The sequence below is a fragment of the Glutamicibacter mishrai genome, assembly GCF_012221945.1.
GTDB classification, from domain to species: domain Bacteria; phylum Actinomycetota; class Actinomycetes; order Actinomycetales; family Micrococcaceae; genus Glutamicibacter; species Glutamicibacter mishrai.
In genome coordinates this window covers 2,720,059-2,743,001 of sequence record NZ_CP032549.1, presented here as the reverse complement: position 1 = coordinate 2,743,001, position 22,943 = coordinate 2,720,059, and the positions used below count along the sequence as shown (strand labels likewise).

At 59.2% G+C, this 22,943-nt stretch carries 21 protein-coding genes and 1 tRNA gene; 11 read left to right on the top strand and 11 right to left on the bottom strand.

The window, feature by feature from the left end:
• Positions 1 to 62 precede the first annotated feature (62 nt).
• The 4 genes from D3791_RS12920 to D3791_RS12905 all read right to left on the bottom strand — a co-directional run bounded on the left by D3791_RS12920 (position 63) and on the right by D3791_RS12905 (position 3,516).
• Positions 63 to 1,250, bottom strand: coding sequence for a glycosyltransferase (locus tag D3791_RS12920; RefSeq protein WP_172512454.1), 1,188 nt, complete (start codon positions 1,248 to 1,250; stop codon positions 63 to 65).
• A 58-nt stretch (positions 1,251 to 1,308) separates the two neighbouring features.
• Positions 1,309 to 2,214 (bottom strand): DMT family transporter, encoded by a 906-nt coding sequence (locus D3791_RS12915; protein WP_022876023.1) that lies wholly within the window; start codon positions 2,212 to 2,214, stop codon positions 1,309 to 1,311.
• A gap of 89 nt (positions 2,215 to 2,303) precedes the next feature.
• The gene (locus tag D3791_RS12910) at positions 2,304 to 3,143 is read right to left on the bottom strand and encodes a phage holin family protein (RefSeq protein WP_061954564.1); all 840 of its coding nucleotides are present in this window, start codon (positions 3,141 to 3,143) and stop codon (positions 2,304 to 2,306) included.
• A 151-nt stretch (positions 3,144 to 3,294) separates the two neighbouring features.
• Entirely contained in the window at positions 3,295 to 3,516 is a 222-nt protein-coding gene (locus D3791_RS12905) for a hypothetical protein (RefSeq protein WP_172512453.1), read from the bottom strand.
• 117 nt (positions 3,517 to 3,633) lie between these two features.
• Here D3791_RS12905 and D3791_RS12900 point away from each other — a divergent pair, with 117 nt between their 5' ends.
• Complete coding sequence (locus D3791_RS12900; protein WP_172512452.1) at positions 3,634 to 4,593, top strand: methyltransferase family protein; 960 nt, start codon at positions 3,634 to 3,636, stop codon at positions 4,591 to 4,593.
• Positions 4,594 to 4,757: 164 nt separating this feature from the next.
• Here D3791_RS12900 and D3791_RS12895 read toward each other — a convergent pair.
• The 3 genes from D3791_RS12895 to D3791_RS12885 form a co-directional block, all read right to left on the bottom strand.
• Positions 4,758 to 4,830, bottom strand: a tRNA-Asn gene (locus D3791_RS12895).
• Between the two features lie 139 nt (positions 4,831 to 4,969).
• A complete protein-coding gene (locus D3791_RS12890) occupies positions 4,970 to 6,043 on the bottom strand; it encodes a glycosyltransferase family 4 protein (protein WP_172512451.1) in 1,074 nt (357 codons plus the stop codon).
• A 43-nt stretch (positions 6,044 to 6,086) separates the two neighbouring features.
• The gene (locus tag D3791_RS12885) at positions 6,087 to 7,334 is read right to left on the bottom strand and encodes an MFS transporter (RefSeq protein WP_172512450.1); all 1,248 of its coding nucleotides are present in this window, start codon (positions 7,332 to 7,334) and stop codon (positions 6,087 to 6,089) included.
• A gap of 339 nt (positions 7,335 to 7,673) precedes the next feature.
• Between D3791_RS12885 and D3791_RS12880 the strand changes: the two genes are divergently transcribed.
• The 3 genes from D3791_RS12880 to D3791_RS12870 are packed head-to-tail and all read left to right on the top strand — an operon-like array spanning position 7,674 to position 12,902.
• Positions 7,674 to 9,197, top strand: a complete 1,524-nt coding sequence (locus D3791_RS12880; protein ID WP_246242084.1) for a pyridoxal phosphate-dependent decarboxylase family protein — start codon at positions 7,674 to 7,676, stop codon at positions 9,195 to 9,197.
• On the top strand, positions 9,197 to 10,540 hold the full coding sequence (locus D3791_RS12875; protein ID WP_172512448.1) for a lysine N(6)-hydroxylase/L-ornithine N(5)-oxygenase family protein: 1,344 nt from the start codon (positions 9,197 to 9,199) through the stop codon (positions 10,538 to 10,540). Before D3791_RS12880 ends, D3791_RS12875 begins: the two co-directional genes overlap by 1 nt.
• Before the next feature lie 13 nt (positions 10,541 to 10,553).
• Positions 10,554 to 12,902: a GNAT family N-acetyltransferase gene (locus tag D3791_RS12870; RefSeq protein WP_022877136.1), complete on the top strand. Its 2,349-nt coding sequence runs from the start codon at positions 10,554 to 10,556 to the stop codon at positions 12,900 to 12,902.
• 67 nt (positions 12,903 to 12,969) lie between these two features.
• Here the strand turns inward: D3791_RS12870 and D3791_RS12865 are convergent, their stop codons facing one another.
• Entirely contained in the window at positions 12,970 to 13,596 is a 627-nt protein-coding gene (locus tag D3791_RS12865) for a maleylpyruvate isomerase family mycothiol-dependent enzyme (RefSeq protein WP_172512447.1), read from the bottom strand.
• A gap of 169 nt (positions 13,597 to 13,765) precedes the next feature.
• Between D3791_RS12865 and bioB the strand changes: the two genes are divergently transcribed.
• Genes bioB through bioD form a run of 5 tightly spaced genes read left to right on the top strand, consistent with a single transcriptional unit; the run spans position 13,766 to position 19,394 of the window.
• Entirely contained in the window at positions 13,766 to 14,998 is a 1,233-nt protein-coding gene (gene bioB, locus D3791_RS12860; RefSeq protein WP_022877134.1) for a biotin synthase BioB, read from the top strand.
• Positions 14,995 to 16,356 carry an adenosylmethionine--8-amino-7-oxononanoate transaminase gene (gene bioA / locus D3791_RS12855; RefSeq protein WP_022877133.1) on the top strand — a complete coding sequence of 454 codons (1,362 nt, stop codon included), beginning with the start codon at positions 14,995 to 14,997 and terminating at the stop codon, positions 16,354 to 16,356. The genes bioB and bioA overlap by 4 nt, the downstream gene beginning before the upstream one ends.
• Entirely contained in the window at positions 16,349 to 17,518 is a 1,170-nt protein-coding gene (locus D3791_RS12850) for an aminotransferase class I/II-fold pyridoxal phosphate-dependent enzyme (RefSeq protein WP_172512446.1), read from the top strand. Before bioA ends, D3791_RS12850 begins: the two co-directional genes overlap by 8 nt.
• Positions 17,515 to 18,693 (top strand): cytochrome P450 family protein, encoded by a 1,179-nt coding sequence (locus D3791_RS12845; protein WP_028268914.1) that lies wholly within the window; start codon positions 17,515 to 17,517, stop codon positions 18,691 to 18,693. Before D3791_RS12850 ends, D3791_RS12845 begins: the two co-directional genes overlap by 4 nt.
• The gene (bioD, locus tag D3791_RS12840; protein WP_028268913.1) at positions 18,690 to 19,394 is read left to right on the top strand and encodes a dethiobiotin synthase; all 705 of its coding nucleotides are present in this window, start codon (positions 18,690 to 18,692) and stop codon (positions 19,392 to 19,394) included. Before D3791_RS12845 ends, bioD begins: the two co-directional genes overlap by 4 nt.
• A 36-nt stretch (positions 19,395 to 19,430) precedes the next feature.
• On the opposite strand, the gene map is transcribed toward bioD, so the two are convergent.
• The gene (map, locus tag D3791_RS12835; protein WP_172512445.1) at positions 19,431 to 20,204 is read right to left on the bottom strand and encodes a type I methionyl aminopeptidase; all 774 of its coding nucleotides are present in this window, start codon (positions 20,202 to 20,204) and stop codon (positions 19,431 to 19,433) included.
• Between the two features lie 46 nt (positions 20,205 to 20,250).
• Here map and D3791_RS12830 point away from each other — a divergent pair, with 46 nt between their 5' ends.
• Positions 20,251 to 20,535, top strand: a complete 285-nt coding sequence (locus D3791_RS12830) for a helix-turn-helix domain-containing protein (protein WP_081638217.1) — start codon at positions 20,251 to 20,253, stop codon at positions 20,533 to 20,535.
• Between the two features lie 12 nt (positions 20,536 to 20,547).
• Here the strand turns inward: D3791_RS12830 and D3791_RS12825 are convergent, their stop codons facing one another.
• Together D3791_RS12825 and D3791_RS12820 are read right to left on the bottom strand one after the other, a co-directional pair.
• Positions 20,548 to 21,249, bottom strand: a complete 702-nt coding sequence (locus tag D3791_RS12825) for a GNAT family N-acetyltransferase (protein WP_172512444.1) — start codon at positions 21,247 to 21,249, stop codon at positions 20,548 to 20,550.
• A complete protein-coding gene (locus D3791_RS12820; RefSeq protein WP_022877127.1) occupies positions 21,246 to 21,707 on the bottom strand; it encodes a GNAT family N-acetyltransferase in 462 nt (153 codons plus the stop codon). Before D3791_RS12820 ends, D3791_RS12825 begins: the two co-directional genes overlap by 4 nt.
• Before the next feature lie 147 nt (positions 21,708 to 21,854).
• Here D3791_RS12820 and D3791_RS12815 point away from each other — a divergent pair, with 147 nt between their 5' ends.
• Positions 21,855 to 22,877: an LLM class flavin-dependent oxidoreductase gene (locus D3791_RS12815; protein ID WP_172512443.1), complete on the top strand. Its 1,023-nt coding sequence runs from the start codon at positions 21,855 to 21,857 to the stop codon at positions 22,875 to 22,877.
• Positions 22,878 to 22,943: the final 66 nt, after the last annotated feature.

Below are 22,943 nucleotides of genomic sequence, written 5' to 3'. Positions count from 1 at the left end.
AAATATTCTAGGGCATCACGAGCCGAAACACCGATTTGGCTCACCGCTGCCCGTCATCCGCATTAGTGGGTTGAAACCTCTTCGCCACGATACAGCGCTTCGAAGGAGTCCATGGTTTTCTTCTGCGCGTGGTTCAGCACCTTGCGGTGACCGGCCTCGCCGAACTTCAATCGCTGCGCTTCGTCCATGGACAAGATCCGGTCAAGCTTCTGTGCCAGATCTTCTCGATCCCCCGGCTTGAACATGTACCCGTTGACGCCTTCATCAACCAGGTGCGGCAACGCCATGGCATTGGCCAAGACGACAGGCTTCGAGGCAGAGAGCGCTTCGAGAGTGACCAGAGACTGCAACTCAGCGGTACCCGGCTGGCAGAACACGTCACAGCGCAAATATGCCTGGCGCAATTCCTCATCGCTGACATGGCCAAGGAAACGCACGCGGTCTCGGATGCCCAACTCGTCAGCGATCTTTTCCAGGTGGCTGCGCTGCTCGCCGCCGCCGACAATCTCGATGATGGCATTGGGAACTTCACGCATCAGCGGCAGAGCTTCAATCAGTTCGTTGATATTCTTCTCAACCGCCAGTCGGCCGGCGAAAAGAATCGTCGGGAAGTCATTCTTGATGATCTGCTCCCCCGGTGCCAGTTCATAGTTGCCGACCTCGATGCCGTTGGACAGCGGCAGCACGTTCATCAGCTTTGCCCGCTCGCGCATAGCCTTGGCAGCCAAGGGGGTTGGCGTAGTCACGGCGCTGGCGCGGCCGAAGATCTTGCCCATATCCTTCCAGGAATTATGCGCAACAATGCGCTTGAACCAGCGCGGGAATGGCAGGAATGGATCAAGGTTTTCGGGCATGAAGTGGTTCGTGGCCACGGAACGGACCTTGTTCTTGCGAGCCCACCCAATTGAGCGCTGGCCGATCATGTAATGGCTTTGCGCGTGGATGACATCCGGTTTGATCTCGGCCAGCAGCTTGTCGATCTGCTTGTTCGCTTCCCAGGGGAAGACGATTCGGAAGTATTCATGAGTCGGCACCGAATGCGACTCCAGACGGTGCACGATAGCCTCGTCGCGGATTTCAGTGAAGGTCTTGCCCTTATCGCCACGCACCGCAAGCACGTGCACCCGGTGGCCACGGGCATGCATTTCGGTAGCGAGCCGGTAGCAAAACATCGCTGCGCCATTCACATCAGGCGGATAGGTATCAGCTGCAATGACAATGGTCAGTGGTTTTTCCTCGGCCACGGGCATCCTTAGTCGTTCACAAGAATTTTGGTTTGGTGAAAAAGTCTGGATCTTCAGTCTATTTCTACTCTGGCAGTTGTTTGTCAGCTTCGGCTTGGTTGCGTCGCTCGATCACGTCCGGGTGATGGCGAGACAGGGCCGCTACACCGACGATAGCCAACGCGGCCGCCACCAGCATCAGCACCGTTACCAACATCGGGACATCGGGGCGCAATTCGCCGAGGATGCTGGCACCAATGACGATGCCGATAATTGGGTCAATCACGGTCAAACCCGCAATCACCAGCTCGGGAGGGCCCTTTGAGTAGGCTTTTTGCACGAAATAGGACCCCAGGAGACCTGCGACGATAACGGCCAGGCCAGCGATCCATGGCAACTGCAGGAAGCTGCTATTGCCGATGCCCAGCACAGCGATGGAAATGGTTCGCACCAGCACCGCAACGAATCCGAAGAGCACGCCGGCGCCAACGATGAAGAAGATCGCTCCGAGCTTTCGATGGAACAGGATCGTGGCCAATCCCACGATGGCGACCACTCCAGCGAGGATCAATTCGATCAGATGTGACTGGGCTTCGGTTACTGCATGGTTACTATTGGTTGCTGTCACTGCCAGAAGGACGAAGCCGACCGAACCGAGCATGCAGCTGATGATCGCCATCACCGTGGGGCGGTTCATGGTGATGTCGGTTTCCTTGGCATTCACCATAGCGGTAATAACCAGTGCGATTGCGCCAATTGGCTGCACCACTGTCAACGGGGCGCTAGCCAAAGCGAAAACATTGAGCGCCATGCCCAGGATCATGAGCAGCAGTCCGCCCATCCATCCCTTATTGGTGGCGAGCTTTCCTGCGTTCTTGAGTGTCAGTTCCAGTCCATCGACCGAATTGCGTACTGCGATGGATTGGAAATGGGCACCGAAGGCAAGACAAAAGGCACTGCATAGTGCCGCCGCAATAGCGATCCAGACCATGTCAGTGCCTTTCTAACCTAAATTCTTCGTACATGACGGGGCAGCCCAGTTCCAATAGGCGCTGTAGCGCCGCCCCGTCAGTCGAAAACTTAGGAGCGCTTGAATAGAGCGCGAATTACTGCACCCAGTGCCAGCGTTGAACCAGCCATCACCAGGTACGGACGTGCCTGCTCTAAGCGTTGACCGCTGGCTCTGTCAGCCTCCGATTGATCTTCGGAAGCCGAAGACGCTGGTCGAACGAATCCACGAGCCTTGGCCGCCGCACCGGAAACTTTGTCTCCAGCGCTTTGCGTAAAGGAACGTACTTTGTCGATCTTGGCCAGAGGCGCCTGGACGCTCTCACCAAGGTTGTCACGCAGTGCCTGAATCTGGCGACGACGACGGCGGGTCCGAAGGATCAGTTCGTCAGCGCTTGGTGCTGGCGGCTTTGGTTCCTTCTTCTTGTCGCTATCTTCGTCTTCATCAGACTTCTTCTTCAGCGGTTCGTCGAGCGTGCTGACGTCGAACTCGCTGCCATCCTTGAGCACACCCAAGTCATGGCGAATACCTCTAATTGCTGCTTCTGGCTTCAACGGCAGAGCCTTCTTCACCTTGGCGTATCCCACCAAGCCCAAGATGGCTGCGACCAGCAGGAAGAAGCCGGCAACAATCAGTGCTGCGGCCCATCCAGGTAGCCAGATAGCCAGAACGTTTACCAAGGTCACTACGACGGCAATCACAAAAAGCAAAACCACGACGAGTGCAGCACCTGCAAGTGCAGCTGCCATGCCAAGGCTGATTCCTTTGCCCTTAAGTACGGTCGTCGCCAGCTTGACTTCGTCTGAGAGCTGTTGTGGAACAAGCTCCTTGAGTCCATCAACCTGCGCCTTCGCACTCTTGACGCTCGACTTTAGGCTTTCGTCAGCTTGCGTCGATTCAGCTTCAGTCATGGTTTCTCCATATTCTCGATCGCGCAGCAACCGACGTATCTCACGCTAACACCCCGGTTGCCCCAAACGACTCAGTCTTCAGGCGTAAAACCCATAGCCCAAACTCATGCTGTGGGTGTAACTGTTAACGATTCGAAAGTCTATCGTCTAATCACCTGAGGTTATAGGAGATCCAGCCTTTGCCGGGTAACCACTTCAAATTAGTTGTTTCTCCGAGCTCAATTTCGGGACGAAAGAACCGCTCCGATTCACTTTGCACGGCAGATCTGACGCTGGTGGCTTCCACCAACTCTGCACGCAACATCATGCGAAGCCCCAGCGGCTGATACTGCAAGAATCCTCCGAAGCTTGCCAACTCGATTTCGTGTTGCACGTACCCTCGGCGATGCTTGGGGTTTGCGCAAAGTTCATTGAGTCGACTGATGCATATCAAGGTACCTTGCTGCCGCTGCTGCGATTCTTCGCCCTTAAGCGGACGTAAGGTTATCCCATGCAGGACGCCACACATCGGGACGAAGAGGAAGGTCGGAGCTCACCAGCCCGGCCTTGGCCACACATCTGGTCTCGTTGCTACTTTGCGCTCCAAGCGCTGGCTGGAGCATGCTGGTGGATTGGCGTTTTCACCCTCGACGAGATTCGCGCAACCACCCTTGGCGATTTGCCAGCGGGGCTAATCGCATGGTTCGACATGCCCCTCTTTGTCGTTGGTTCCCTGCTGGTCGCTTGCGGGTTGCGGCGGACCGTCTGGATCGTTGTCCCCTGGATTCTCATTGTCACCTTCGGGCTCCTTGCCTATTCCCTGGTCACCCGAACAGCTGGTTATGGCGCGCTGCTGATGATTGCATCCTCGGTCTGCTCCGTTCTTGCCGGCACGCAGCTTCTGCTAGGGCGGATCCCGACCGAGTTGTTGTTGCGAGGCCCTTTCGCGTTTCGCCCCGCGCCTTCGCAAGCTGCCCGAAGCCATCTGTCGCGCACCATAAGGCAGCTGATCCTCTTTTGGCTAGTGTTCTTGTGCATCATTCCGGCGATAATCATCCAGGCAGAGCAGCGCTTGGGCTTGGCAGTCGACTTCGCACTTTGGACTCGGATCTTCGGGATCTGCGTGTTGGTGTTGGCTAGCTGCTTGGGCATTTGGTCTGCTGTGACCATGTCCACCCGTGGGCAAGGAACGCCCTTGCCGTCCGCGATGCCGAACCGCTTGGTCATTTCCGGCCCCTACGTTTTCGTACGAAACCCAATGGCTGTCGCTGGAATCGTCCAGGGCATGGCGGTGGGGCTAGTGGCGAGCTCCTGGCTTGTCGTCATTTACGCGTTCGCGGGATCGCTGCTCTGGAATTGGCTGGTGAGGCCATCGGAGGAAGCCAATCTCGAAGAGAGTTTTGGCGACGAGTTCCGGTCCTACCGGAACAATGTTTCCTGCTGGATCCCGAAAATCCGCAAGCGCCGTTAGGCCGCTACGTGATGGATTCTTGCTACGTCGTCAAGGATGTGCACAGCCAGCAGTGAAGGCTTCCGCCCTGTTTCATAGTTCAGCCCGCCGCCTGAATCTTCAAGCTTCCACCTCGCAAACGAAAAATCCCGACTCGCTTACGCGAGCCGGGATTATTCTATGAGCTCCTCCAACTGGACTTGAACCAGTAACCCTTCGATTAACAGTCGAATGCTCTGCCAATTGAGCTATGGAGGAATGCAACGAGTAATACTTTAGCACTGGCCAAGTCAGGTTTTCAAATCGGCAGCCGCTCGACGGATAGGGCTTGTTTTCTCGCTAATTTTCCGCGATTTAACCCTGTTTCAATTTGCCGCCCACTCGACGAATCCTGAACTTATTTCCTGTGATCTGACGCATACTTGGCTAATTCCAGCAGCTGCTGAGCAGAGCGTTCCCAGGAGTAGTGTTCCGCGCGTTGAACCGCGCGTTGAGAAAATTCTTTCCAGGTAGCCGGATCAGCCAACGTGCGCACCTGCTCGGCAAATCCTGGAGCGTCATCGGGCGATGCGTACAGCGCAGCTTCCTCAGCTACTTCACGGAAGATCGGCATATCAGTGACTACCACGGGGGTACCCATGCTCATGGCTTCCACCAACGGCAGTCCGTAGCCTTCTTCTCGCGAGAGCGTCACCAAGGCAGTGCACTCGCTGAGCAGTTGCTCATATTCCTGATCGCTCACGCCATTGTGGAACAGGATTTTTGCCCCGGCCGGAATCAATTCCGTGAGCTCCTGGCGTCGAGGTTCCTTGATGCCGCTGAGCAGATGCAACTCATAATCCGGGAGGTATTCCATGGCCCGGATCAGGGTCTCGACGTTCTTGTACTCCATGAAGGACCCCATGTAGAGCAGGGTCTTCTGGGGCTTGTTTTCCGGATCGCGTCGCGCAAAGCCACCGGTGGGTGCATTGGATACCAGCCCGATGTGTTTCTTGGTCAGACGATGCTTTCGCATCAGGCCTGCGGTCGTATTGGAGACGGTTGCCACCGCGTCAGCCCGGTTCAGGAGCAGGCGTTGCGGCCAGTAGACCTGATGGAACAGGAACCAGCCGATCCTGATCGGTGCCGGAAGGAATTTCGGCGCGTGCGGATGCGCGTAGTAGATCAGGTCGTGAAGCGTCAAAATGACCGGGAAGTTCCTGCCCAAAGTCCCCATGGTTTGCATAGGGGAAAACACCACGTCGGCATAGAGCTTGTTGATCTGCAAGGCGACAAAGGGTTCGAGCACGCTGGTTGGAGCAGAGATCTTCAGGTAGGGCACCTCGGGCAGCATGGCCAGCTGGCGGGGGTCGTTAATGAGCATGGTGACGTCTGCCAACTTGCTGGCAGCGGCGATCAAGCCGGCAGTGTATCGGCTGATTCCGTCATGGTGGGTAATGCGGGTGTATCGTGCGTCGATAACAAGTTTCACGTGCGCAGTTGCCTTAGGTTTCTCGGATCCAATACCTTCCAGCCTAGCGGTTGGCAGGTTCTCGAAGGATCAGGAAACACGACACCGCGAGCATGCTTGCCGCCACCCAGCCAGCTAAAGCGGCCTGCGTACCTAGCGCGGAGCCCAACGCGCCACCGAGCAAGCTGCCGATGGGAACGGCGCCGAAAGTCAGCAGGCGGCGAGCGCTGAGCACCCGCCCAAGCAATTCTTCTGGCACCATCTCTACCAGCCAGGACGAAGCAGAGATGTTGAAGATCAAAGCCACGCTCCCCCAGCCCAAGGCCTGAAGACCGAGCAAGCAAATGCTCCAGATACCGCTCGTAAATGCCGCGGCCAACACCATCGAAGCCAGCACCATTTGAGCCAGCCCGGTCCACAGCAAGAGGGCGGGCGATGAGTACTTTCCGGTGACCCTGGTAGCAAGCAGTGCGCCGATCAACCCTCCAGCGCCCGAGGCCGAGGCATAGGCGCCGAACCCGACTTCGCCAAAGCCCAGGTCATTGATGATGAAGATCGCTTCCACGGATGATCCGATGGCCAACCCCAGATTGGAGAGCGCCACCGTTACTGTGGTGGCCAGGAGCAAGCGGTTGGAAACCAGGTAGCGAAGCCCGGTGAGCATGGAGCCGTAACCTGCGCTGCGATCGCGCACTTCATTGGCTGTGCTTCCGGCGCGATAGCCGCGAATCCTCCATGCCAGCATCAAGGCGAAACCGCCGAGGGCTGCGGACAGGCTCAGCAGCGTCGGCCCGCCAAATAGGGCGAAGCCGGTACCGGCGAGCGCTGGAATGATCACTGTCAGGCTTTGATCCGCTGCACCCAAACGTGCGATGAGCTTGCTGATGCCCGCGGCCCGCGTTTCAGGCTCTTCGCCGATGAGCCTGGGTACCGCGGCGGTTTGCGCCGTTTCGGAAAAGACATTGCAGATGCCCAACAGCACGCACAGCATCATGCCCAGCGCGATGTTCAATGTCCCGCTGATCGCAAGAACGGCGAGGCAGGCCAGAACTGCTATTTTCCCGGCCAATCCGATGCGCAGCACTTTCAGCGCCGAGTGCCGGTCCACGAGGTGTCCGGCCGGGATGCTGGCGAAGACGAAGGCGAGCGATCCGAGCGTGTTCAGCAGCCCCATCTGAAAGGCGGTTGCGCTCAGCGTGCCGACAAAGATCAGGTCAACGGTGATGTCAGTCAGTGTTCGACCGGCAGCATCCGAGGCATTGGAGCCAAGGAGATAACGCTGGCTGCGCGAACGCTGCTTGGTCTCACCCATCGTGACATGTACTCCCTTGCTCCAGTTGCTTGAGCATATAGGAATGCCAGTACGATTGCCCGCAATTCGCAATCGAACGATTAGCGTTATTTCACAGTCAACCAAACCAGAGGGATTCACTCCGCTTCGCCATTCTGGGTCAAAAAAAGATGAACCTTCAAACTTCAGGTCAGCAGGCAATTTACCACATGCACAGTAGGCCAGGGTGAAAAATGTCGAAAAAATCTCACCCCCGCAGAACTTGGGTTTCTCGGCTTGCATTAACTAATTGCTTTGTGTTGTTAATAGATTCTTGTTAGGTGAGCCTGACCAAATATATATTGACTCTATCTGAGGAGCATGCTCTTGGGTGCCTCACTACCTACCCTGCAAATCCCTGATGTTCCCCTCCCGCTCTTCGACGACGCACTGTTGTGCTCAGAGACCGCAGGAGCCTACGAAGAAGCTTCACACCACGCGGTATCCCTCGTCGCCGAGAGATTCGCAACTACCAGCGCCCCGACCACCGGGCCGACACCACAGCAGATGGCAGCGAAGATCAACCATGTGGATCTTCATTCGCCCTTGGGCTCAACCGAACAGTCCTTCAACGAGCTGACCTCTCTGTACCTCGACGACGCGGTCTACTTCCATGACACCAAGTACGCCGCCCACCTCAACTGCCCGGTAGCCATCCCAGCGGTTGTTGCCGAAAACTTCGTCACCAGCATCAACACCTCGATGGACACCTTCGACCAAAGCGCCGGCGCCACCCTGATCGAGCGCAAGCTGGTCAGCTTCACCGCAGAGCTCATCGGCTTTGATGCCAACACCGCTGACGGGATCTTCACCTCCGGCGGCACGCAATCGAATCTCCAGGCCATGCTCATCGCCCGCAATACCGCAACTGCCAGGCTCGAAGGTTCCCTGCCCGAACGCCTGGCGAAGCTGCGGATCTACTGCTCCGAAGATGCGCACTTCTCGATCCGCAATGCCGCGATGCTGCTCGGGCTGGGCTATGAAGCCGCGGTTGCCATCCCTACCGATGCCCAGCACCGGATGGATGCCCAGGCCTTGCGCGACCAGCTGGCCGAAGACCTCAACGCAGGCCTGATCCCCATGGCGATTTCCGCCACCAGCGGCACCACCGACTTCGGCGCCATCGACCCGCTGGCCGAGTTGCGCGAGATCGCGACCGAGTCCGGCGCCTGGCTGCATGTGGATGCCGCCTACGGTTGCGGCCTGCTCGTGTCGAACCGGCACCGCCACCGTCTTGATGGAATCGAACAGGCCGACTCGGTCACCGTGGACTACCACAAGTCCTTCTTCCAGCCCATCGGTTCCAGCGCCCTGATTGTTCGCTCAGGAGCGAGTTTCGAATCCATTGCGCACTACGCCGAATACCTGAACCCGGCCGCCGAAGCCGCCGCCACCCCCAACCAGGTGTCCAAGTCCCTGCAGACCACCCGGCGCTTCGACGCGCTGAAACTGTGGGTCACCCTGCGCACGCTTGGCGCCTCGCGCCTGGGTGAAATGTTCGACCAGGTCATTGCTCTGGCCGAAGACGCCCAGCAGGAAGTCGCCATGCGCTCGCAGCTTCATCTGGTGGCCGACGTGCAGCTGAGCACCTTGGTCTTCTCCTTCGAAGACCCGCAGCACCACCTGGATCTGGCCGAGCATAACGTCCTGGCCAACCAGATCCGCCAACGCCTCTACGCCAGCGGCGAAGCCATGATCGCAGCCACCACGGTGGCCGGCAAGCGCCTGCTCAAGCTCACCCTGCTCAACCCCAACACCACGCTGGCTGACATCAGCGAGATCCTCGATGCCATCTGCCGCATCGGCACCGAAATCCTGGCCGAACGCACCACCGGAGAAAAGTAATGAATCAACCAAGCGAGCACTTCGACGTCATCGCCATCGGCGCCGGCCCCTTCAACCTGGGATTTGCCGCCTTGACCGACGGCCTCGCAGACCTCAAGGTCGCAGTCCTCGACGCCGCCGAAAAATTCGTCTGGCACCCGGGAATGATGCTTCCCGGAACACATCTGCAGGTACCCTTCATGGCGGACCTGGTCACCATGGCCGACCCCACCAACAAGTACTCCTTCCTGAACTACTTGAAGGGCCAGCAGCGGATCTACCCGTTCTACATCCGAGAAGACTTCTACGCCCTGCGCCAGGAATACTCCAACTACCTGGCCTGGGCCGCCGAGAGCATCCAGAGTGTCCGATTCGGGCACCGGGTGCTTCAGGCTGAATACCGCGATGGCCTCTACCACCTCTCGGTGCTCACGGAGGCGGGAATGAGCCGCTTCACCGCGCAGAAACTAGTGCTCGGCACCGGAACCCAGCCCTACCTTCCACCGGTGATCAGCGAAAATGCTTTGGGCACCGGCAAGGTGGTGCACTCCAGCGACTACCTCTTCGAACGCGACGGGCTGCTGGCATCCACCGGCTCCGCCCGGGCCAAGGTCACCTGCGTTTTGGGCAGCGGTCAAAGCGCCGCGGAAATCTTCTTGGACCTGCTGCGCAGCCTGCCCGAAGAAGACCATCTGATCTGGGCCACCCGCTCCGAGCGCTACTTCCCGCTGGAGTACACGAAGCTCACCTTGGAAATGACCTCGCCCGAATACATCGACCACTTCCACGGCTTGCCGATGGCCAAGCGCGATGAGCTCTCCGCCGAGCAGAAGGGCCTGTACAAGGGCATCAACGCGGATCTGATCAACGAGATCCATAAGGAACTCTACGAACGCAGCATCACTGCCCCGGCCAATGTGCACCTTCGCACCGGCTGCGCCGCCACCAGCATCACCGCAGATGGCCAGAACATCAATGTGTCGCTGCGCCATGAACGCACCGAACAAGACCTGGACTTCGCGGTCGACAATCTGGTGATGGCCACCGGCTACCGCGCCGGCGTGCCCGATTTCCTTGGCGGGATCACCGAACGCATCAGCTACCTGGCCGATGGCCGTTTCAACGTGGACCGCGAATACTCCATCGGCCTGGAACAGGACATCTTCGTGCAGAACGCCGAGCTGCATACCCACGGCTTCACCGCGCCCGATCTGGGCATGGGCGCCTATCGCAATTCGGTGATCATCAACCGCCTGGCCGGCCGCGAGGTGTACCAGGTCGAAGAACGCATCGCCTTCCAAGAGTTCGGCGCAGCGGAACTGACCGGACTGCCCACCGCCACCGAAGCCACCTCGCACGCCTAAGGACCCCCACCCAATGACCACTTTCACTTTCCGCTCCGTCGAGCTGTCGCACGACACCGCATTGCTCCATTCATGGATCGCTACCGAGCACGCCGCTTTCTGGGGCATGCCCACAGCCACCCAAGATCAGATCAACACCGAATACAACTCCTTGCTGGCCACCGAGGACTATGAGGTGCTGCTCGGGCTCGATGAATCAGGGGCCGCTCGGTTCCTGATCGAGCTGTACAACCCTGCCGCCTCGCCGCTGGCCCAGGCCTATAACTACGTGCGAGGCGATCGCGGGCTGCATTTCCTGGCGCCGGCCAGTGAACAGCCGCAGCCCGGTTTCACCCTCGAAGCCATGGCCGCGGCGGTGAGCCATGCCTTCACCCGGCCTGGCATCGAGCGGATCATCGTCGAACCGGATGTGCGCAACAAGGCCATCCACGCGCTGAACGCCCGGGTCGGCTTCCGCCCGGTCCGCCCCATTGAACTGGCCGAACACGATGGTTCGATCAAGCAGGCCTTGCTCTCGATCTGCACCCGCAATGATTTCGAAACCGCCACCGGGCACAACCTGGGTTCCTCCTTCCTCTCCCCCGAGCGCTGGGAGATCGCCCACCGCCATGTGCTGGCCAAGGCCCTCGGTGAGTTCTCCCATGAACGATTGCTCGAACCGGCCGACCACGGCGATGGTACCTACTCGGTGCAGAAGGACGGGCACCGCTACCTCTTCGCCGCGCGCCGATTCCATCTCAACCACTGGCTGGTTGCGCCAGCCAGCCTGGAGCACCACGAATACATCAACGGAAGCTGGCAACCCTCCGAGGTCGATGTCATCGATTTCGTGACCCGTTTTTATCAAGAGCTCACGCTCTCCGAGGCGCAGCTGCCAACCTATCTCGAAGAGCTGTCCTCGACGCTGTCCAGCCACTGCTACAAGCAGGTCCATTCCACGCACGATTCGGCCGCGCTCGCCCAGTTCCCTGGCACCGCGGCCCAGTCCTTCCAGCTGGTCGAGTCCTCCATGACCGAAGGCCATCCCTGCTTTGTCGCGAACAATGGCCGCATGGGCATAGGCCGCAGCGACTACCTGCGTTACGCCCCGGAAACCGGTGCCGCGCTGAATCTCGGGTGGGCTGCGGCGCACAAATCCCGCGCCCAGTTTGATGCGATCGACACCCTGGACTACGAATCCCTTCTGGCCAGCCAGCTGGATGACGGCGAGCGCAAAGAGCTGGACCAGGCGCTGGCCCGGGCCTTGTTCGGCACCGGATACTCAGCCGAGGAGTACATCCTTATGCCCGTGCACCCTTGGCAGTGGGAAAACCGCCTGTCGGTGACCTTCGCGAACGATATCGCGCGCAAGCAGCTGATCTGGCTCGGCACCAGCCACGACGAATACCAGGCGCAACAGTCCATCCGCACCTTCTTCAACCTTTCGGATCCGACCCGGCACTACGTCAAGACCGCGATGTCCATCCTGAACATGGGCTTCATGCGCGGCCTGAGCGCCGAATACATGAAGGTCACCCCGGCCATCAACCAGTGGCTGGGCGAGTTATTCGACAATGACCCTGTGCTCTCCACCCAGCCGGTGGCCCTGCTGCGCGAGATCGCTGCCGTCGGCTACCGCAATCCGCAGTTCGAAGCGGCCACCGAGAAGAGCGCGCCACAACGCAAGATGCTCGCGGCCCTGTGGCGCGAATCGCCGATCAACCTACTGGAAGAAGGACAGACGTTGGCCACCATGGCCAGCCTGCTGCATGTGGATTCGCAGGGCAAGTCCTTTGCCGCGGCGCTGGTCCGGCGCAGCGGCCTGGACCCTGCTCGATGGCTGGCCGAATACTTCGACGCCTACCTGGTCCCGCTGGTCCACTGCTTGGCAGCCTACGACCTGGTCTTCATGCCCCATGGCGAAAACGTGATCATGATCCTGGAAAACGGCGCTGTGAAGAAGGTGTTGCTCAAGGATTTGGGCGAGGAGATCGCCGTGCTCTCGGACCGGGTCGAGTTGCCCGAAGAAATCCGCCGTGTGCGAACCGGCGGGGATCCTGTGCTCTCGGTCTTCACCGATGTTTTCGATTCCTTCTTCCGCTTCCTGGCGCCGTTGCTGGATGTTGAAGACATCCTGCCCGAAGCCGACTTCTGGAAGATCGTGGCTGAGCGCCTGATGGACTACCGTGCCGAGCATCCTGAATTTTCTCAGCGCTTTGACGAGCTGGGATTGTTTGCACAATCTTTCCCGCTCTCCTGCCTCAACCGATTGCAGCTGCGCAACAACCAGCAAATGCTTGATCTCACCGACCAGTCCGGTGGTCTGCTTTATGCCGGGGACTTGGAGAACCCGTTGGCGTCTGCCTTGGTTGGAGCCAACTAACTCAACTGATAATTCTGCATCGCGTCGCACAGTAATCGTGCGGCGCGATGTTTTTCGTTGCTGCTATTTAGCCTAGGCGCGCGGCAAGGATTTCAGTCCCAGCGCCCTCTAATTTGGCCAAGTTGTCCTTGCGTCCGGCCATCACCATAACTAGGTCCAGCAGCTGGCCACGTATTTCAGGACCGTAGCCATGGACAAAAGGTTGATCATTGGAGCTCAGTTTCAGCCCTTTGACCAATTTTTTGCTGTTCACCGCGAAGTCCTTCGTCACGAAAAACTTCGCTACCTCCATCACGGCGTCCGCTGAAGGCTTATATTCAACAGCGCACGGTACCGCGATATCTTGTCCATGAACGACGAGTTCTCCAAGCAATGCAGCTGCTGAGTTCAGCGGGGCGATCCTCAGATTCTGGCTGTGTCGGAAATTTTCTAGAGTCATTTGATCGTTGTCGCCGAGGTATTTTTCTAGCAGCCTCTGATTATGTCGATCGACGTTCAGCGCGCTACCGAACATATTGACTAGCCATGCGACCACGCCGGTCGAACCGGCGGACGTCAAATGTGCAACAACATCGCGCACCTGCCACTGCTCACTTAGTGTCCGCATATGCCATTGATCTTCTGTGAAGTTCTCAAGCACTCCAAGCAGTTGCGTGCGTTCACTACTAACAAGTTCCCAGATCCGAGACTGCATTTACACGATCCCCTTCACGTCCGAATTCATTTCATTTTTGGGTATGCGACGTCGCATCAAAGCAAATAATGCCAAATGACACAGTTTTCCTGTTACATTAGTGCCCATAATTGAACACTGTTCAAGACTTGCGGGAAACTTGAACTTCTACTCACATCATAGGGAAAGCATGCACTCACAAAGCCAGCAGTCCACGGCCACCAATTTCACTGAGCTTGCCGAACAGATTTCTCAGGGTCACCAGCTCACTGCCGACGAAGCACTCGAACTACTAAACACCCCAGATTCCCAGACCCTTCGCCTCGTGGGTGCCGCCGGCGCACTACGCCGCGAACACTTTGGAAATACGGTGAAGGTCAATTACTTGGTCAACCTCAAATCCGGGCTTTGCCCCGAAGACTGCACCTATTGTTCGCAACGTCTGGGCTCTAAAGCAGAAATCCTCAAGTACACGTGGCTCAAACCAGAAGAAGCAGTGCACCAGGCAGGCTTGGGCATTGCCGGTGGCGCATCGCGCGTCTGCATGGTCGCTTCAGGCAAGGGACCCACCGATCGCGACGTAGACCGAGTGGCAACAATGATTGACGCGCTCAAAGGCGAACATCCCGATGTTGAGGTCTGCGCGTGTTTGGGCATCCTGAAGGACGGTCAGGCCCAACGCTTAAAAGCCGCTGGTGCTGATGCCTACAACCACAATCTGAACACCGCCGAATCCATGTACCCAGAAATCTGCAGCACACACAGCTTTGACGAACGAGTCGCAACGGTTCGCGAAGCCAAGAACACCGGCCTCTCGCCTTGCTCGGGACTCATTGTCGGGATGGGAGAAACACCCGAACAATTAGTGGAGGCCATTTTCGCCTTACGTGACTTGAACGCGGACTCCATTCCGGTCAACTTCCTCATGCCCTTTGACGGCACCCCGCTCCAAGGAACATGGAACCTCACGCCACTTGCCTGCCTGCGTATTTTGGCTGTGGTTCGCATGGTCTGCCCCGACAAGGAAGTGCGTATGGCTGGAGGGCGAGAAATGCATCTACGTTCCTTGCAGGCCACCGCCTTGGAAGTAGCTAACTCGCTCTTCCTCGGCGACTACCTGACCAGCGAAGGCCAGGATGCAAAAGATGATCTGGCGATGATCGGTGACGCGGGGTTCGTGGTCCTCGGTCAAACCGACCACGACACGAAGCAGCAGGTCAATCCCCTGTCCGAAACCACCGTTCAACCCACCGGTGACCCCTGTGATAAGGACAATGCTCAATCACCTGGCTGCGCCAGTTCTTGCGGGTCCGCCACTGTCTCCCCGAAATCTGGCAGCGCCCCCTCGTGCTGTGGCACTGACACGGCCGAACCGGTTCTTCGCCGCCGTGGCGCCGGGACCGCACAGAATCCGAACGCATGATCACCACCGGAACGAACCTGCTATCGCGCGATGTCGGCCTAGTTTGGCACCCCTACGCACCTCTGGATGCCGGAGCCCACTATGCGGTGCTCGAGGCGAACGGAACCCAACTAGTCTTGGAAGATGCCGCAGGCACTCGCCACGAGGTTCTCGACGGAATGTCATCATGGTGGTCTGCGGTGCACGGCTATCGCCACCGGGTACTGGATGCCGCGGTCCGCACCCAGTTAGAGCGTTTTAGCCACGTGATGTTCGGTGGCTTGACCCACGAACCGGCCATCGAACTGGCTGAACGCCTGGTCGAGATGACCCCTAATGGGTTGCGTCATGTGTTCCTCGCCGATTCCGGTTCGATCAGCGTCGAGGTGGCGCTTAAGCTCGCCCTGCAATATCAGGAAGCCATGGGCCACACCGAGCGCCACCGCTTTGCCGCGCTGCGCGGCGGCTACCACGGGGATACCTTCGCGGCCATGGGCATCTGCGATCCGGTAGACGGCATGCACTCCGCGTTCGCTCAACGTTCCCCCAGCGAGTTATTCCTGCCCAAGCCACCGGCGGCGCGCCGCAATGCACAGGGCGACTGGGAATACTCTGTCGCCCGCTTGGCACAATGGGAGCAAGAGACGCGTGAACTGATCGCGGCTAACGCCGGGCAGCTGGCCGGGATAGTGTGCGAACCGGTGTTACAGGGCGCAGGCGGTATGCACATCTATCCCCCTGCGGTGCTGGGCATCCTGCGCGAGCTGGCCGACCAGTACGACCTGGTGCTGATCGCCGACGAAATTGCCACCGGTTTCGGTCGAACCGGGCAATTGTTTGCGGTGCAGCATGCGGGTATCGAACCGGACATCATGTGTGTGGGCAAGGCGCTGACCGGCGGTTATCTGACCCTCGCGGCGATGCTTTGCTCCTCGAGGATCGCTTCTGCCCTAGCCGGAGCGAAGGGAGCGACCGGCTCGGCATTGCTGCACGGCCCGACATTCATGGGCAACCCGCTGGCCTGCGCAGTGGCCTGCGCTTCGCTGGATCTGCTCGCCGGGGACCGCAGCACCGCGGCCAATGATGGTCCGTGGCGCCATCAGGTCGCCACCCTAGAATCAGGTTTGCGCGCGCATCTGGCACCGGCAGCAGACCTAGCGCAGGTGAAAGATGTGCGGGTACTAGGCGGGGTGGGCGTCATCCAGCTCGCATCCGAGGTCCAGGTGTCCGCGGTGACCGAAGCTGCTGTTCAGCGCGGGGTTTGGGTCCGCCCTTTCCGAGATCTGGTCTACGTGATGCCGCCCTATATTAGTACCCCCGATCAGCTCGCGACCCTGGGCCGCGGTGTGATTGGCGCCGTACAGCAGATCCATGGCTGAGCCGGCTTGGGACTCCTGGTTGGCGACGCGCGCCACGGTTCGCCTGCGCCGGGGACTGCAACGCAACGATACTTCCGCAACCGGGCTCTTCGACTTGTCCTCCAACGATTATCTGGGATTGTCCGCTCACCATCTGGTCCGGCGGGCAGCCGCGGACGCCGCCCTGCGCCACGGCGCCGGGGCTAGCGCCAGTAGGGTGGCCACCGGAACGCTGAGTGTGCATCGCGAACTGGAAGCGGGGCTCTGCCAGTACACCCAACGCCAAGCAGCCCTGGTCTTCTCCAGCGGATACACCGCCAACCTCGGGGTGCTCGCAGCCATGGGCGGGCCAGGCAGCCTATTCATTCTCGACGCGCATGCCCACGCCAGCCTGATCGACGGCGCCCGGCTCTCGGGCGCCACGCTCGCCACCGCCATGCATAACGATCTGGCGGATTTCACGCGGCTGTTGGAAGCCAACCGAAGCAGCAAGCACCCCAAGGCCAGGGTGATGTTGGTGGTCGAATCCATCTACTCGGTGTTCGGCGATGCCGCCCCGCTCGCCGCGCTGGCCACGCTGTGTACACAGTTCGGTGCCCTACTGCTGGTGGACGAGGCCCACTCTCTGGCCGCCACCAGCCAAGGTTCCGCAGTACTCGCTGCCGGCTTGGCCGATCAGCGGCAGGTATTATCCACCGCCACTTTGTCCAAGGCACTGGGATCCCAGGGTGGCGCGGTATTGCTGGGCGGACAAGGAGCACCGGAGCTGCGAGATCATCTGGTCAATACCGCCCGTACCTTCATCTTCGATACTGCGCTGTCTCCCGCCGCTGCTGCCGCAGCGCTGGCGGCCCTGCGCCTAGCCGACCCGCAACGGCTTGGCGCCTTGGCACACAGCGCTGGGCTGATCCGCGACCTATTGCAAGGTCAGCTGTCGCTGGCCGACCGGGTGGAAGTCGGGGCCGGCGCAGTGATCTCGGTGAAAATGCCCACGGCTGACTCGGCGGCCAGGACTGCTGCCGCCCTGGCAGGCAAGGGAATCGCTGTGGCCTGTTTCCGCCCGCCCAGCGTGCCTGATGGCATATCCCGAATCAGGCTCACCGCTCACGCACACCACCGGCGCCCAGAATTATCAGCGGCTATTGCGAAGGTGGCCCGCACCATCATCGAGGAGGATTCGTGACCTGTCCTTTCGCTGCGACATCCAGCGCCTTGGCCGACGCGCCCCTAGCTGGAGAGCTTTCCATGGCCTACCCGGAAGCGATCAACGCGCGCTACCAATGTATCGAGGATCCTCACACCGTACGCGCCATCCTCGCAAGGCCTGAGGTATTCTCCCCGGCCAATGCACTGACCACGGCAGTGGAGCTGGACCCGGCCGCGCTGCGCATCCTAGCTCGAGCCCGGTTCGCACTACCCGAGGTACTGGCCAGCGCTTCGGGGCCAGCACATCTGGCCGTGCGCCGGATTGTGGCACGCTTCTTCAGCCCTTCCAAAGTCCGTGCCCAAAGCGAGCCGATCCTGACCCGAGTGCGCGAAATCTGTTCAGGTCTGGAGCTGCGGCTGCGCACTGGCGAATCAGTGGATTTGGTCACCGAGTTGGCCACAGTGATCCCGGTAGAAGTCATGTCGCGCCTGACCGGCTTACCAGTGCCCGACCCAGGGATGCTCAAAACCTGGAGTCAGGACTCGCTGGAGCTGTTCTGGGGCTGGCCCGATGCACAACGGCAGCTGATTCTGGCCAAGAGCGCGGCCCAATACTTCAGATGGCTGGAAGTCTCGGTGCATCAGGCGGTGCCGCGTGATGACGGGAATCTCTATGCCACGCTGCACCGGGCTGGGGTCGCAGAGAGCCAGATCCGCTCGCTGGCCTATTTCTTGGGGATCGCCGGGCAAGAAACCACCTCAATGCTCATCCAGACCGCACTGTATACGGCATTGCATGATCATCCGTGGAGCGAGTTGTCCCATGCGGATACGGCCCCGGCGAGCGCACAGAAGCTGATACGCGAGGTACTGGCCCGGGCATCATCGGTACCGACCTGGCGGCGCGTTGCCACCAGCGATGTGCGGATCGGCGAGTTTGAGTTCAAAGCCGGAGAGCAGCTGGTGCTGCGATTATCCGGTGGTCAGCTCGGCGCGGTCGGCGATGACTCGCTGGCCTTCGGCTACGGGGTCCACCGTTGCCTGGGCGCAGCCCTAGCCCGGATGGAATCCGAGCTGGTGCTCGCCGAAACCGCGCGTTGCCTGCCGTCGATCGTCTTGGCTGGGCCGTCGACGCCCTTCACCCACCTATTGTCCTTCCAAGCACCAACCACCGTGCCCGTCAAGTACCCTGCCGAGAGGATACGGCCTTGATCTTTGCAATAACTGGAACCGATACCGAGGTCGGCAAGACCGTGACAACGGCGGTGCTGGCGGCCCGCGCGCTGACCCAAGGGCACAGCGTCGCTCTCTATAAGCCGGCACAAACCGGGGTTGAAGGAACTAGCCCCGGGGACGCACAAGACATTGCGTGCTGGCTGGGGAATCCCGAGCCACTCGCGGTTTTCGAAGGGGTGCGTCTGCGTCACCCGATGGCCCCGGTGGACGCCGCACTGTGCGCCGGGCTGGACCCAGCTGTTGCATTGCCACCCTTGGCCGAGCACAGACAACGGATCAGCGAACTAGCTGCCGCACATGAGGTGGTGCTCATCGAGGGGTCCGGCGGTTTACTTGTCGAGCTGACCGAGGCCGGGGAAACCATTGCCGATCTGGCGGTAGCGGTAGATGCCAGTCTTGTGGTGGCCACGCGCCCGGATTTAGGGACGTTGAACCATACGGCGTTAACTCTAGAAGCATGCGCGGCCCGCGGTTTCACCCGGGGCACGCTGCTGTTGGGCAGTTACCCGCAAAACCCCGGGTCGCTACATGAACGCAATCTAGCGAACCTGAAGCGTCTGGCCGTCAATGGTGGCTGGGACTTCGCCGGGGCGCTGCCAGCAGGGCTGGTCCGCGATCCGTCCAGATGCCGCACCGCGCTACATGAGGTAGCGCGAACCCTGGCTTGGCCCAGCTAGACGCGCATGTTCAGCAACAACCTAACGCCTAAGTGTTCAGGCCTTAGGCAAGGTCAAGATCTCGGCGCCCGATGCGGTAATCGCGATGGTGTGTTCAGTATGCGCCGTTCGGCAACCTGTCGAGCTACGCAAGGTCCAGCCATCTTTGTCGGTGACCAATTTGTCGGTATCGGTCATGATCCATGGTTCTAGCGCCAGCAAGAGTCCTGGTCGCAAGGTGTAACCGCGACCAGGGCGTCCGTCATTGGATACGTGCGGGTCTTGGTGCATGGTCGTACCGATGCCATGGCCACCGAATTCCAGATTTACTTGGTAGCCAGCTGCTTTGAGCACCGACCCCATAGCGAAGGACAGGTCACCGATTTTCGCACCGGACTTAGCTGCCTCGATTCCGGCAGCCAACGCGAGCTGGGTGGTGTTGATCAGGTTCTGGTCTTCTTCGGTGCCTTCGGAACCTACAACAAAGCTAATCGCGGCGTCTGCGGAGATCCCATGAAGTGTGACGGCCAGATCCAGGGACAACAGATCCCCTTGGGCTAGGCGGTAATCGCGTGGCAAACCGTGCAGTACTGCGTCGTTAACTCCGGTGCAGATGTAGTGCCCAAAAGGTCCATTTCCGAAGGCCGGAGCGTAGTCGACGTAACAGGACACGGCGCCTGCTTCCAAGATCATTTCCTTGGTCCATGCGTCGATTTCTAACAGGTTGGTTCCTACCTGCACACGCTCTTTGAGCGTAGCGAGGATGGTACCAACAAGTTGCCCGGTCTGCCGGGCGCGGTCAACCTCAGTGGCTGTGAGAATTTCAATCATGCCAATAACTATACCGGTCATATAGTACCGGTACTATAATTTTATTATGGTTAGATTACCGCTCACCGCAAAAGAACTGGAACAAGGCAAGATCCTTGGATCCATCCTTCGACGTGCCCGGGGTCAACGCACCATCCTCGACGTTGCACTTGAAGCAGGTCTCTCCCCCGAAACTCTACGAAAAATCGAGACCGGTCGAGTAGCCACCCCAGCGTTTTCCACCATCGCTGCGGTGGCAGCCGTTCTGGACCTTTCGCTGGATTCCATCTGGATCGAATTAGCGACATCCAGGGATTCAGATCTCTTGGAACCCGCCGTACCAACACGATAGGCAACTTGAACGTCAACGGTTTATGCTCAGTGGTCGCCTTTGCTGGCCTCTGTTATCGAAGTTGGACGGATCCAGCCAATCGTTGAAGGCAGCTCGCCCTCTGGGCCAATCTCCATCAATAATCGAGAACCATGCGGTGTCTCGATTTCGTCCCTTATAAACAACGTGCTGCCTGAAGGTTCCCTCATAGTCGAATCCCAGACGATGAGCCGCCTTCATCGATGGCTCGTTACGGCTGTCGCATTTCCACTCATAGCGTCGGTAGCCGAGGGTATCGAAAACATAACTCATGAGCAGATAGTGTGCTTCGGTCGCGATCCGCGTGCGTTTGAGCGCACCAGAAAAAACGACAAAACCGACCTCAATAACTCCATTGGCAGGGTCGTGACGCATCAACGCCAACGTGCCCAGCGCCCGCCCATTGGAGTTGTCCACCACTGCATAATGGCGCGGATCAACACTCGCAGCAGCCTGTTGCGTCCAAGCGAAGTACGTTTGAAAGTTCTCCCAAGGGCCGACCGGTAAGTAAGTCCAGTCCCGCCCATCGGATTCATTCGAATAGGCGGCGTATAGCTGTTCTGCGTGCTTGTCGGGATTCAGCCGTTCTAGCGTGCAGTATCGACCTTTAAGTGTCTGCGCGCTGGGCAGTGGAGCCGGCACCCACTCAGGGATTTGTTCTCCGACCGGCTGACCGAATTCATTCTTGGCCATCATGCGGTAGGAGCAGCGTCGTAGGTAACCCAACTGGTACGGGTAGCAACCTGGTCATAGAGCGCCTGCGCCTGAAGGTTATCTTGTGCGGTAATCCATCGCAGAACCGATGCTCCTTGCACACCTGTAAGTTGGGCGAGCTCGTTGATGATGGCTCGCGCCACGCCTTGGCCACGAGCCTGTTCGCTAGTGAACAGATCATCCAACCACAGCCCTACGCTACCGGTGGAAGGGCGCGCAAAACGTCGATAGTTCCCAAATGCCACGACAATACCGTTGCTCTCGGCCACAAGTGCTTGGCATTCATGTTCTGGGTCCATGAGCCAACCCCAGACACGAGAAACCACATCCTCCGACTCCGGTAGGCGGTAGAACTCCCGGTACCCTCTGAATAACTCTTTCCACCGTGTCTGGTCCGTAGTTGTCACCGGACGAACGACGACTGCCTCGTGTTGTGTCATGTAGAAGGCCTTTCTCAACGTCTTCAACTTGACGCGGTGTTAGCGACAAGTTTCTAATAACAAACCTATCCGCGCGCCCTAAGATTCAGCGATGTCACGGAATAAATGTCACGGAATAACCGATCAGAACTACTTGTTGGCTCAAATATGAAGAACATCGGATTCTTGTCCTTCGGTCATTGGACCGACCATCCGCAATCCGGCACCCGCAGTGCTTCGGATGCCCTGTTGCAGGCCATCGACCTCGCAGTGGCCGCGGAAGAACTGGGAGCGGACGGAGCATACTTCCGCGTTCACCACTTCGCCCAGCAGTATGCCTCGCCATTCCCGTTGCTGGCTGCCATTGGCGCCAAAACCAGCCGCATCGAAATCGGCACCGGCGTCATCGATATGCGCTACGAGAATCCTTTATACATGGCCGAGGATGCCGGCTCCGCAGACCTGATCTCCAATCGCCGACTGCAACTGGGCATCAGCCGTGGTTCACCCGAGCAGGTCATCGACGGCTGGCGCCATTTCGGCTTCGAGCCTCAAGCCGGTGAGTCCGACGCCGACATGGGACGGCGCCACACCGAGCGGCTGCTCGAAGTACTCTCCGGCGAGGGCTTTGCCGAGCCCAACCCGAACCCGATGTTCGCCAACCCGCCGGGGCTATTGCGGATCGAACCGCATTCATCGAGCCTGCGAGAGCGCATCTGGTGGGGCTCCGGATCGAACGCCACCGCGGTATGGGCCGCCAAGCTCGGGATGAACTTGCAAAGCTCCACGCTGAAGGATGATGAATCGGGCAAGCCCTTCCACGTCCAGCAGGCCGAGCAGATCCAGCTGTACCGCGATGCATGGAATGAAGCCGGCCATGAGCGCGAACCTCGTGTCTCGGTGAGCCGAAGCATCTTCGCCCTGACCGATGAACGCGACTGGCAGTACTTCGGCCGCGACCGCTACAGCTCGGACCAGATTGGCAACATTGATGCCAAGACCCGCGCGGTCTTCGGCAAATCCTATGCCGGCGAACCTGACGAGCTGGCCAAAAAGCTGGCTGAAGATGAAGCCATTGCCGCGGCCGATACGCTCCTGCTGACCGTTCCCAACCAGTTGGGCGTCGAGTACAACGCGCACGTGATCGAGTCGATCCTCACCCACGTGGCCCCGCAGCTCGGCTGGCGCTGAAAACGCTAAAGGTTACGTGTTTTCGACAAGGCATTAAGCCAGCAGGTCGCTGGTCACTAGGGTAGG

What these genes read in the sequence shown, in the direction of transcription:
- D3791_RS12825 (WP_172512444.1), bottom strand. Translation starts at nt 21,249, where the DNA reads ATGATGGCCAAGAATGAATTCGGTCAGCCGGTCGGAGAACAAATCCCT.
- D3791_RS12915 (WP_022876023.1), bottom strand. Translation starts at nt 2,214, where the DNA reads ATGGTCTGGATCGCTATTGCGGCGGCACTATGCAGTGCCTTTTGTCTT.
- D3791_RS12910 (WP_061954564.1), bottom strand. Translation starts at nt 3,143, where the DNA reads ATGACTGAAGCTGAATCGACGCAAGCTGACGAAAGCCTAAAGTCGAGC.
- bioB (WP_022877134.1), top strand. Translation starts at nt 13,766, where the DNA reads ATGCACTCACAAAGCCAGCAGTCCACGGCCACCAATTTCACTGAGCTT.
- D3791_RS12920 (WP_172512454.1), bottom strand. Translation starts at nt 1,250, where the DNA reads ATGCCCGTGGCCGAGGAAAAACCACTGACCATTGTCATTGCAGCTGAT.
- D3791_RS12875 (WP_172512448.1), top strand. Translation starts at nt 9,197, where the DNA reads ATGAATCAACCAAGCGAGCACTTCGACGTCATCGCCATCGGCGCCGGC.
- D3791_RS12865 (WP_172512447.1), bottom strand. Translation starts at nt 13,596, where the DNA reads ATGCAGTCTCGGATCTGGGAACTTGTTAGTAGTGAACGCACGCAACTG.
- D3791_RS12885 (WP_172512450.1), bottom strand. Translation starts at nt 7,334, where the DNA reads ATGGGTGAGACCAAGCAGCGTTCGCGCAGCCAGCGTTATCTCCTTGGC.
- map (WP_172512445.1), bottom strand. Translation starts at nt 20,204, where the DNA reads ATGATTGAAATTCTCACAGCCACTGAGGTTGACCGCGCCCGGCAGACC.
- D3791_RS12850 (WP_172512446.1), top strand. Translation starts at nt 16,349, where the DNA reads ATGGCTGAGCCGGCTTGGGACTCCTGGTTGGCGACGCGCGCCACGGTT.
- D3791_RS12870 (WP_022877136.1), top strand. Translation starts at nt 10,554, where the DNA reads ATGACCACTTTCACTTTCCGCTCCGTCGAGCTGTCGCACGACACCGCA.
- D3791_RS12820 (WP_022877127.1), bottom strand. Translation starts at nt 21,707, where the DNA reads ATGACACAACACGAGGCAGTCGTCGTTCGTCCGGTGACAACTACGGAC.
- D3791_RS12830 (WP_081638217.1), top strand. Translation starts at nt 20,251, where the DNA reads ATGGTTAGATTACCGCTCACCGCAAAAGAACTGGAACAAGGCAAGATC.
- D3791_RS12815 (WP_172512443.1), top strand. Translation starts at nt 21,855, where the DNA reads ATGAAGAACATCGGATTCTTGTCCTTCGGTCATTGGACCGACCATCCG.
- D3791_RS12880 (WP_246242084.1), top strand. Translation starts at nt 7,674, where the DNA reads ATGCTCTTGGGTGCCTCACTACCTACCCTGCAAATCCCTGATGTTCCC.
- D3791_RS12900 (WP_172512452.1), top strand. Translation starts at nt 3,634, where the DNA reads ATGCAGGACGCCACACATCGGGACGAAGAGGAAGGTCGGAGCTCACCA.
- bioA (WP_022877133.1), top strand. Translation starts at nt 14,995, where the DNA reads ATGATCACCACCGGAACGAACCTGCTATCGCGCGATGTCGGCCTAGTT.